5 protein-coding genes are annotated in these 11,006 nt (G+C 59.4%); 1 reads left to right on the plus strand and 4 read right to left on the minus strand.

Features of this window, described 5'->3' with window-relative positions; all coding sequences use genetic code 11:
- The first annotated feature begins 54 nt into the window (after positions 1–54).
- Entirely contained in the window at positions 55–1,467 is a 1,413-nt protein-coding gene (ahcY, locus tag H0W65_RS00535; RefSeq protein WP_294002715.1) for an adenosylhomocysteinase, read from the plus strand.
- Here ahcY and H0W65_RS00540 read toward each other — a convergent pair.
- The 4 genes from H0W65_RS00540 to H0W65_RS00555 form a co-directional block, all read right to left on the minus strand.
- Entirely contained in the window at positions 1,464–2,432 is a 969-nt protein-coding gene (locus H0W65_RS00540; RefSeq protein WP_294002717.1) for a 2OG-Fe(II) oxygenase, read from the minus strand. The two genes, ahcY and H0W65_RS00540, sit on opposite strands and share 4 nt — an antisense overlap.
- Before the next feature lie 94 nt (positions 2,433–2,526).
- Complete coding sequence (locus tag H0W65_RS00545; RefSeq protein WP_294002719.1) at positions 2,527–5,898, minus strand: TonB-dependent receptor; 3,372 nt, start codon at positions 5,896–5,898, stop codon at positions 2,527–2,529.
- Between the two features lie 227 nt (positions 5,899–6,125).
- Positions 6,126–7,520: a putative 2OG-Fe(II) oxygenase gene (locus H0W65_RS00550; protein WP_294002721.1), complete on the minus strand. Its 1,395-nt coding sequence runs from the start codon at positions 7,518–7,520 to the stop codon at positions 6,126–6,128.
- Between the two features lie 110 nt (positions 7,521–7,630).
- Positions 7,631–10,939: a TonB-dependent receptor gene (locus H0W65_RS00555; protein ID WP_294002723.1), complete on the minus strand. Its 3,309-nt coding sequence runs from the start codon at positions 10,937–10,939 to the stop codon at positions 7,631–7,633.
- Positions 10,940–11,006: the final 67 nt, after the last annotated feature.

Below are 11,006 nucleotides of genomic sequence, written 5' to 3' on the forward strand. Positions count from 1 at the left end.
GACTGATCGGGCGGCCGTGCGCTGCCCTTCATTTTCATTCTGGAGAGCTTTGCCGTGGCCACTACTGCCGACACCATGACCCGCGATTATCTCGTCAAGGATATCAGCCTCGCTGCCTTCGGCCGCAAGGAAATCGACATTGCCGAGACCGAGATGCCTGGCTTGATGGCGCTGCGCAGCGAATTCGGCGCGTCGCAGCCATTGAAGGGCGCGCGGATTACCGGCTCGTTACACATGACTATCCAGACCGCGGTGCTGATCGAGACGCTGACCGCGCTTGGCGCCAACGTCCGCTGGGCGTCGTGCAACATCTTCTCGACCCAGGACCATGCCGCCGCCGCCATCGCCAAGTCGGGCGTTCCGGTGTTCGCGGTCAAGGGAGAGACGCTCGAAGAATATTGGGACTATGCGGCGCGCATCTTCGACTGGGGGCAGGACGAAACCTGCAACCTAATCCTCGACGACGGCGGGGACGCGACCATGTTCGCGCTTTGGGGCGCCCGGGTCGAGGCCGGCGAAACCCTATTCACCCCGACCAATGAGGAAGAGGAAATCTTCGCCGCGACGCTGACGCGTTTCCTCAAGGAGCGTCCGGGCTATCTGACCAGGACGGTCGCCGCCATCAAAGGCGTTTCGGAAGAGACCACCACCGGCGTCCACCGCCTCTATGAACTCGCCAAGCAGGGCAAGCTCCCGTTCCCGGCGATCAACGTCAACGACAGCGTCACCAAGTCGAAATTCGACAACCTTTACGGCTGCAAGGAAAGCCTGGTCGATGCCATCCGCCGCGGCACTGACGTGATGCTGGCCGGCAAGGTCGCCTGCGTCGCCGGCTTCGGCGATGTTGGCAAAGGTAGTTCGGCCAGCTTACGCAATGGCGGAGCGCGTGTGCTGGTAACCGAAGTCGACCCGATTTGCGCGCTGCAAGCGGCGATGGAGGGCTATGAGGTGGTGACGATGGAAGAGGCGGTCAAGCGCGCCGACATTTTCGTCACCGCGACCGGCAACGCCGACGTCATCACGCTCGATCACATGCGCGAGATGAAGGACATGGCGATCGTCTGCAACATCGGACACTTCGACAGCGAGATCCAAATCGGCGCGCTCAGCAACATGAAGTGGGACGAGATCAAGCCGCAGGTCGACGAGGTTACTTTCCCCGACGGCAAGCGCCTGATCATCTTGTCGAAGGGCCGTCTGGTCAACCTCGGCAATGCCACCGGCCACCCCAGCTTCGTGATGTCGGCCAGCTTCACCAACCAGACGCTCGCCCAGATCGAGCTATGGACCGGCGGCGACAAGTATAAGAACGACGTCTATGTCCTGCCCAAGCACCTCGACGAGAAGGTCGCCGCACTCCACCTCGACAAATTGGGCGTTAAGCTGACCACGCTGACCGACAAGCAGGCCGGCTATATCGGCGTTCCGAAGCAAGGCCCGTTCAAGCCCGATCATTATCGCTATTAATCTCTAGCGGGACCAAATGGACGTTCGCGGATCCACCGGGAGGCGAGAAACTTTTCGCCTCTGGCGACGGGAAGTCCCGCGTGCTCGGAATTGGGATCGGGTTGCCCGTGCCGGTCGACGTTGCGGAACAGCAGGGCGTCGCCTTTGCGTCCCTTCACGCGCAAACCCGTCGCCAGGAATTCAGTCTCCCCGTCTTCGTAATCGTCGTTCAAATAGACAAGGAAGGTGAGGATCCGCTGATTGTCCGTATCGGTCAGCGCATCGAAATGCGCCCGATACTCCTGGCCGGGGCGATAGCGCAGGACTTGCATCGGCTCGCCCTGGTTGACTTTCGTGCCGCTGGCGACGGCGAGGCGCCGGCAGAGCGCATGAATTGCTGGGCTTTCAGCGACCCAAGGATAGGCCGTCGCATCGGAAGTCCGGACCGGGTTCGGGACAAGGGCGCCGCTGATCGGGTCAACCACCGTTGAAGGCTCGAACGCCGGCATCGAGGATTCGATGAGGAAATTGCATTCGGCGTCGGTGAACAGCGATTCGAAGGCCTGCACCTCCGGCGACTTGGATACAGTTAAAGCCGGGCATGGATGGATCGGGTCGCCGCTTTCCATGAGGCGCATCCGGGCGATGAGGTCCAGCTCGCGCCGCGCCGCCGTATCGGTCGCCGCCGCTTGTTCGAGCAATTTTACGGCGCCCGTCCAGTCGGGCGGACCACCCGTGCCATTGGCAACGAAGGCGCGATACGCGGCCGCCCCGGCCACGCTTCCTGCCAAGCCTGCTCGTCGGAACAGATCGCGGGAGAGTTTCAGGTCGCGATTCACGACGTCTCCTGAGAGGGACATGCTGGCGAGGTAGGCGAGCGCATCGGGATCGTTTGCCCTTGCGGCCACGCCGAGCAGGTCCAGACCATCCTGATACTGGCCGACGCGGAACAGTGATTCCGCTCGCTCTATGGCGTTGCTTGTCATGTCACTTTTGTTGGCAGCACTAAGACCACGCCGCCACAAAAAAAGGGCCGGGGGGTTAGCCCCGGCCCAAAGATTCGATTTTGCTATATTGCTTTTAGAAACGTGCCTTGAAGCCGGCGTAGTAATTGCGGCCTCGGGTCCTGTATATCGGAGACCCGTTGCCGCCGCCCGCTAGCCTTTCGCCATTACCCTGCAGACCCAGCGGCGGATCGGTATCGAGCAGGTTATCAACACCAACGAAGAAATTCATGGCTCGCCCAATTCCACCAGGCCCCATGGCCCACTCGAACCGCACGTCGTGATAGAAGACTGCCGGATATTTCCTGATGTCCGCGAAGTCCTCATTCTGCGGCGGACGACCTTGTAAGCTGTTGAAGTCCTCATAGAAACCAGTCCACATCGGTCCAATGTAGCTCATCTGATAGCCAACGGTGAACGGCCCATGGGTCAACGCCAAATCCCACCGGAACTCATCCTCGGGATCGCCCAGCTCGCCAAGAATGCGATTCTCGAACTTGGGCAGCGTAGGGTTTTCAAAATTGCTGTTCTTCAGATTGTGCGTGTAAAGCAGATGCGTGTCGAGGCGGGCAAAGCTGCCTAAGCCGGTGCGATACGCGGCCTCGAAATCGATGCCCTTCCTGACTCTTTTCGCAAAGTTAAGCGGAGCCTGAAGGAGCGTGTTGTTGGCGATCTGACCCGGAATTTCGCCCGCCCCGCTTACGCCTGCCCCACGGTAACGCGTGAATAGCGAGCAGAAGGGATTGTCGAGGGTCGGCAGGTCGTAGCAGCCGTTGGCGATATTCTGCGCGCTGACCGAAGTAATCACTTTATTCACCGTGATTGCATAATAATCCACGCTTAGCGACAGGCCAGGGATGAAGCGGGGCTGGGCAACAGCGCCCAGCGTGTAGGAATCGGAGGTTTCCGCCACGAGGTCCGGGTTGCTTCCGCTCAAAACTGGAAGCGAGAAGGCAGCGATATTCGCGAAACTGGGACTGTTGAGGAGTGCAGCTCCTAGGTCCGCCAAGCAATTCGCCGCACGGTATTGCGTGCCTTGCCCGATATTGGCGGCACGGCAGGGATCCTGGAATCCCGGCGCGAAGTTGGGAACTACCGGGAACCCCGTCTCCGAATAGTTCGGAGCGCGAACCGCACGGCCATAATTGCCGCGGAAGCGGAGACCGCGGATTGGCGACCAGTCGACGCCGGCGTTATAGGCCCAGACGGTACCGGTGGCTCCCTTGTAATCCGCAACGCGTGCTGCGCCGCTCAGCGTCAATTCTTCGAAGAAAGGCGTGTCCTTGAGGACCGGAATCTGGATTTCACCATAGGCTTCCTTGACCTCAAATTTAGGAGGGTTGAACAGCCCGACGTTAACCGCATTCGTGAAGTTCCCGATGATGAAAGGGTCGTTCACATATTCGGCCTTCTCGGTACGGTATTCGCCACCAACGACGAAGCGGACTGGGCCCCCAGGCAGCTCGAATAGCTGGCTCGAGTCACCGCCCACGAAAGCCGAGGCAACGAACTGACTGAGTTCGGCGCGGTTGTGGGCGTGAAACACGAAGTATTTGGCGGCAGCGCTGTTATCCGCGAGGCCGAAGGGATTATAGGGAACGCAGGCCGCGATGTCGTTCGCGAGGCGTGATGCATATGCTGCGATTTCAGCAGCCCGGGCAGCAGGATTCGTTGCGGGTGATGCAATGTTCTGAAAGGGAATCGCGGAAGCGGGATCGAATTGCGACCGGCACTGGATCTGGCCCGTAGCCGGGTTGCGTCCGGCATCGAGCGAAAGCGCGAAGCGTTGCTTATCGACGTAGCCGGAGCTGGTCCCATCTTCCTTCATCTTTCCGTAGTTTGCGGAAACTTCGTAGCTCCAATCGTCATTGAAATCGCCGCGGATGCCGGCCACGACACGATAGGTGTCCCGCCGGAATCTATCTTTGCGCTCACCGATGTCGATGAGTTGCCGCGCATTAACAAAGCGATAGACACCGCTATTGATATCCGCGCGTTGCGCCGCCGTAAGCGGGTTGCGGGATGCCACGTCCGTGTTGAAGCCCGATGTCAGGATAGCATTGGCGAGCGTCGTCCGACCGCCGGCACCGAGAAAAGGATTGTCGAGGCGGAAGCGTTCGCGGAAATCGAATTGGCCGAAGCTCCCCGTAACTGAGGTCGGGCCAGCATTTCCGCCATCCGTGATTGTCCGAGCGAACTTGGCTTCGACAAATGGCTCAAGCGCTTCGCTGACCTCATAGTGCGCCAGCAGGTTGAAGTTGTACCGCTCCTGCAGCGGCAACAGCGTGACCAGATGTCCCTCGCGTCCGGTCGTACTATTGCCGCCAGCGATGCTGCCGATGATGCCCTGGCCAAAGCGGGCACCTGTTACCGGAACGGGTATTCCACCTGCCTGAAATATGAAATTGCAGTTGTAGGGCAAGGTTGCGCCGGTCCCACTTGGTATGCCAGTACCGCACAGCGCGCCTGCACCGGCCGGCTGGACGATCGGGACCAGGCCCAAGTAGCTGACGTTGACTTGGCGGATGTCGCGGAAGAAAGTCCGGTCCGGAATGCCGTCGCCGCCGTTGACGACGTTGACATCGCAACCGGCTGGAGTACGCGCGCCGGTCGCGGAGGTACCCGTACAAGCAACGCCGTCAATGTCGGTGACGAATAGCCCGTCGTTCCGGCGAATGAAGGGAACCTCGGACCCGTAGACGCGATCTTGGTGCGCAAATTCGCCGTGCAACGTGATATTGCCCCGGCCGTCGCTGAAGTTTTTCCCGTACATCGCCGAGACATACTGGTTGCCGCCGAATCCTTCTTCCGAGACGCCGGCTTTGCCGCGAACCTGCAATCCGTCGAAATCACGCTTGAGGATGAAGTTAACCACGCCGGCGATCGCATCGGAACCGTAAACCGCCGAGTTGCCACCAGTCACGATGTCGACGCGCTCGATAAGGTCGTTCGGAATGGTATTGATATCAGGCGATACGGCATTGACCAGGATATCCGAAGCGACGTGCCGGCGACCGTTGACCAGAACCAGGGTGCGCTGAGTGCCAAGACCACGAAGGTCGAGCAGGTTGAGGCCGGTAGTGCCTACCTGAAGGTTGGAGTTGCTTTGCTGGCGGGTGGAACGCAGCTGCGGCAACTCGTTCAGCGAGTCGCCGATGTTGTTTTGGCCCTGCTGGAAAAACTCTTCCCCTGTGACCGAAATGATCGGAACGGTGGATTCGAGATTCGGCCGCTTGATGCGCGAGCCGGTGACGACGATGGCTTCGTCGGTTTTCACTGGCGTGTCCGATTTCGCCAGGACTTCGGGCGTGGCGACCGGCGGCGCGGGTTCGACCGTTTCGGTCGCGGGTGCCTGTTGGGCAAGCGCCGGATTGGCGATGGTGCATGCGAGCCCGCAAGCTGCAAACGTCCGGAGCGCAGTCGCGCACAAAAGCATATTTTTCGACATTCCGGAAAGTTCCTTGCGTTAGGAAAGAATTGCGATGCCATTCCGGCAATCCGCGACGTTTTTCAAACGGCGTTTTGATGACAGCGCCAGATTGGTCTCTTCCGTTACATTAATGTCACATCTAAGCATCGCCGGCCCCTGGAATCTGGCGCCACACAGGGGGCAACCTCTTCTAAAGATTGTTGCTAATCGGTAACAGCAACTAAAGTTAGCTCGGGATAATCGGATCAGTGTTTTGGCAATGCAACCAAATCAAAGGCCACGCTCAACCGCTCGCCGCCGGTGAAGGGTCGGGTCCCATGGAATAGGAAGCTTGGGAACAGCACCAGTCGGCCTGGCCTGGGCTGAAAGGTGGCAAGCGGTGGCAAATCGATGCCCAGCTCAACCGGCGGCCGGCCAATTTCAAGCCAGCCTTGTTGATCCTCGTTGTCAGCGATGGCCTCAGGCAGGCAGATGTAGCATGCCGAGCTCAGAATGCCGCCGGGATGGAAGTGAGCAGCATGATGGCCTCCGCCCCTGAAACGCACCGACCAGCTCGGACCGAAGGCCATTCCCATATTTCGGTACCTCAAAAGCGGGTGACGAGGATCAGCTTCGGGAAGCTCCCCAACGAATTGCCGGATTGCGACAGCTAATGCATCGGTGAGCATGGTTATTTCGGGTTCGTTGCGCAGGAACAGCTGCCCGGATGTTTGGGTCCCTCCTCGAACGGACTGGCCGATCGGCTGCGAGCTTGACCGATGCATGGTTCGAAGCATCGCCGATATATCAGCTAGTTGAGGGGCATTGAGTTCCAATTCGCTCGTGCCGTAGAGCCGGGGCTGGCCGATGAGCCAGTCGTGACGAGGATTGCCGGTGATCCGCCAGGCAAGTTCGAGAAGGGACCAAGCCTCGAGGTTGTCAGGCTGCGCCGAGACAACACTTTCCAAAAGTATCGCAGCCTCGTCGGGGCTGCCCCTTTGCAGCCGATTTAGTCCCCGCGCGAGCTGCGCATCCGGCCGGCTGTCTAGTTTCTCCAGCAAGCTTCCCGCTAGATCGATTTGGCCGGAATGAGCGGCGATGGCAATTTCCAGCATAGTGAAGTCGCGGTCACCGCCAAACTTGGATCGATGAGCATCCATCGACTCGATTGCCTGACGATAGTGGCGCGACTGGGACAAAATGTTCCAATAGGACATCAGCAATGGCTTGTTGGCAGGATCCTTGGACAAGGCCGCCGGATAACTGTCGATGAAGTTATCGCCCGCGCCCGCTTGCGCTCGAAGGTCCGCCAGCAACTCGTGTGCAACGATGTTGTAGGGATGACGAGCAAGGTAGGTTTCCAGCAGCGGTATGACCGCAATTCCGAGCGCGGCTGCTGCCGTCTCAATCATTTGCATCTGCAATTCAGGATCGGCCTCATGAAAGGCGAGGGCGCGCGCGCAATGATCGGCTGCATCCTCTTCCCCTAGTTGGATTGCGACGCGGGCGCGGCCTTCGGCAAAGATCTGCGAACTTGGGTCCAGCCGCAGCCCGGCGTCGAACGCGTCCCGCGCATCCTCCAGCCGTTGTTCGCTTTCAAACCCAAGTGCTAGGCGCTCGATTTCTGCGCAACTGACTGTACCGGGCTTGGTTTTCGTCATCCAGAATCAATGGAGCGCGGGACCAACGCTGTCCACCTGCTGCTGGGCGCAGTTGCAAAAAAAGGGGCCGGAATTACCCGGCCCCACAATAGTGTTGACGTTAACGCCAATTAGAATTTGGCGACTGCACCCGCGTAGAAGAAGCGGCCGCGATTGTCGTAAATGGAACTGCCGCCACCGATGCCGGTAAGGCCGAGCGGTGGATGCCGGTTGGTCACGTTGTCGACGCCAAGGTAGAAGTTGTAGTCCTTGGTGGCATCGAAGCTCAGGCGTACGTCGTGGTACGACACTGCCGGATACTTCTGTCGATCGGCATAATCGGCGTTCTCCGGCGGACGACCCTGGACACTGTTAAAGTCCTCATAGGTGTTCAGGTACATCGCGCTGAGGTAACGCATCTGGTAACCGAAGGTCATCACACCGCGCTTGAAGGACGTGTTCCAGTTGAACGAGTCCCGCGGATCGCCCAGCTCGCCGCCCTTCTTGCCGACAATTACATTTTTGCGCTTCGGGTCGGTCGGATCGAGGAAGTTCGAGCGGTCGAGTACGTGAGTGTAGGTCAGGCGCGTGTCCAGCCGGCCAACATCCCCCAATTGTCCGCGATAGGCCACCTCGAAGTCGATGCCTTTGGCGACCAGGTTCGCGAAGTTGAGCGGCTGCTGGAACAGGCTGCCCTCGATGATCCGGAACGCCTGTTCACCGCTGTTAGCACCACCCGCCGGAGCGCGCTGAAACAGGCTGCAGAACTGATTGTTCAGATCTGACAAATCGTAGCAGGCATTGATGATCGCCTGCGGAGTCGGCGAGGTGATGACCTTCTTCACGTTGATATTATAATAGTCGACCGAGACCGAGAAGCCCGGCACGAACGTCGGAGTGACTACCACCCCGACCGTGTAGCTGTCGGCCTTTTCCGCCTGCAGCTCCGTATTGCCGCCACTGACCAGTTCCAGCGATGAATCATAGCGGAAGTCAAATGGCCCCGTTGGATTGGGAGCGGGGACCCCAGGCCGACTTGGATTCGTCGTTGCGTCAGTCCCGCCCGGTCGTCCCGCGGCCGCACAGTTCGTGGCACGATTGGACGAACCCGTTGCGATATTAATCGAGGAGCAGGGGTCGCCGAAGGCCGGCGCGAAGTTCTGGCCGGGCAGCGAGAATAGTTCGACCTGGTTCGGAGCGCGAACTGACCGGCCATAGTTAGCGCGGAACCTTACGTCTTTGACCGGAGCCCAGATGGCGCTGGCGTTATAAGCCCACACCGTTCCCGTGTTGCCAATGTTGTAGTTCGAGACGCGCGCGGCGCCGCTGATTTCCAGCTCGTTGAAGAACGGAGTGTCCTTCAGAATTGGAATTCGGATTTCGCCGAACGCTTCCTTCACCTTACTCTTCTTCGCTTTAAAGGTCGGAATTGCGTTGTAGAAAGTGTAGCCAAGCGAGACATCATCATCCTGGTCATAAAAAACGTTTTCAGCACGATATTCGGCGCCAACCACGAAGCTGATCGGGCCGCCCGGCAGGTTCAGGAATTTGCCGGTGTTGCCACCGACAAATCCCTGGAAGTCGAGCTGGGACGTCTTGCCCCTCGCGATCGTGTTGCGCAGCACATAATCACGCTGGGCCTGGGTGAAGTTGCCGCCTAATACATTGACGGGCGTGCAGGCTGCGATGTCGGCAGCGAGGCGCGCATTGGCGTTGGGATCGGTGCCGTACACCCACGGGCTATAACCGAACGCCGCATTCGGATCGACTTGCGAGCGGCACACGATGTTGCCGTTCGCGGCGCCACCTCTGGCGACTCCCTGGTCGACCGCGTCGTTGGCGAGCAGGAACCGTTGAACATCGAGATTGCCGAGGATCTTCGTCTCTTCCTTGAGCCGTCCGTAGTTGGCCGAAACCTCATAATTCCAGTCGTCCCAGAAGTTGCCGCGGACACCGCCGACGATGCGGAAAGTCTCGCGCTTCGCTGCCTCAGTGCGCGAACCCAAGCCCAGCAAATTCTCGCGGATGGAGATCTGAGTGGCATTGGTGCAACCCTGTTTGCTTAGCGCCCGCTGCTCACAGATTAGCGTACGAGCCTGCGGACTCAGAAACGGGTTATCGAGACGGATCTGCTCTCGGTTGCGGCCACCATTGAACTGGAACGGATCACCCAGAGTGCCCCCCTGAATGAACGCGGGACCGGAACTGCCGCTGCCGACGCTGTCGGTGCGCGAATATTTCGCCTCGACGAAGGGCGTGATCGCGTCCGAAACGTCATAGTGGGCGAGCAGGTTTATGTTGTAGCGATCAAGCTGCGGCGCCAGCTGGAACTGCCTGCCGCCACGAAAATTCTCGCTGTTTCCTCCAACGAAACTCCCGGGAGTAAGGCCCGTTCTCTCGCCGGTTGCGGGAATCAGTGTGCCATTCGGCTGGAAGATGAACACACACGGATAGCGCCCGCCCAGGGGATCCGCGCCGCAGCTATTGGCGGCCGTGGTGCCGCCAAATCGAACGACGCCCGTGTTGGTCAGGCTTGCTGAACGAATATCGCGGAAGAACAACCGGTCCGGGGTCCCATCCGCATTCTCAAGCTCAGGCGTATCCTTTTTGTCGATCGGATCGGTATCAACGACCAAGAAGCCATTGTTGCGGGCGAGGAACGGCCGGCCCGCACCGAAATATTGTTCCTGCCTGGCATATTCGGCGTTGACTGCGACGTTGCCGCGACCGTCTGCGAAGTTGGTGCCCCACAGGCCGCTGATGAAATAGGATCCGGCATCGCCATATTTGCTGGCGCCGCCCTGGGCGCGCAGCTGGGCGCCTTCATAGTCGTCCTTAAGGATGAAGTTGACGACGCCTGCGATGGCGTCCGATCCGTAAACGGCCGAATTACCGCCCGTTACAACATCGACCCGCTCGATCAGGTCAGTCGGGATGGTGTTGACGTCGGGCGTGACGCCGCTGTTCAACACGTCGCCGCCAACGTGGCGACGGCCGTTCTGCAACACCAGGGTGCGAACAGTGCCCAGACCGCGAAGATCGAGCAGGTTGAGGCCAGCAGTGCCAAGGAAGCGGGTCGAGTTCGACTGGCTGAAGGTCGAGCGAAGCGCCGGAAGGTCGTTGAGCGTGTCGCCGATCGAGACGTTGCCTGTTTCGAAGAATTCTTCACCGCTGATGGATGTCACCGGAAGGGCCGAATCCAAATTCGGGCGGCGAATGCGCGAGCCGGTAACAACGATTGCCTGGCAGCCGGCAGCCGAGGGATTGGCAGTGCAATCCGCATTTTCTCCCGATTCGACTTCCTGCTCGCTGGTCAAGGTTGCTGGGGGGTCCTGCGAGCCCGCCGTTTGCTGTGCCATAGCCGGCAACGCGATCATGATGGCGCCGGTAAAGGCCGCAGAGTGCAGCACGGTCGTGCCTAGCAACTTGAACTTGTTCATGTGATGACCATCCCTGTGGAGTTAATCTGTGGTCACGCTCGACGATTTACGCCATTGTTTCAACCAT

It is taken from the genome of Sphingomonas sp. (assembly GCF_013816785.1).
Classification (GTDB): domain Bacteria; phylum Pseudomonadota; class Alphaproteobacteria; order Sphingomonadales; family Sphingomonadaceae; genus Sphingomicrobium.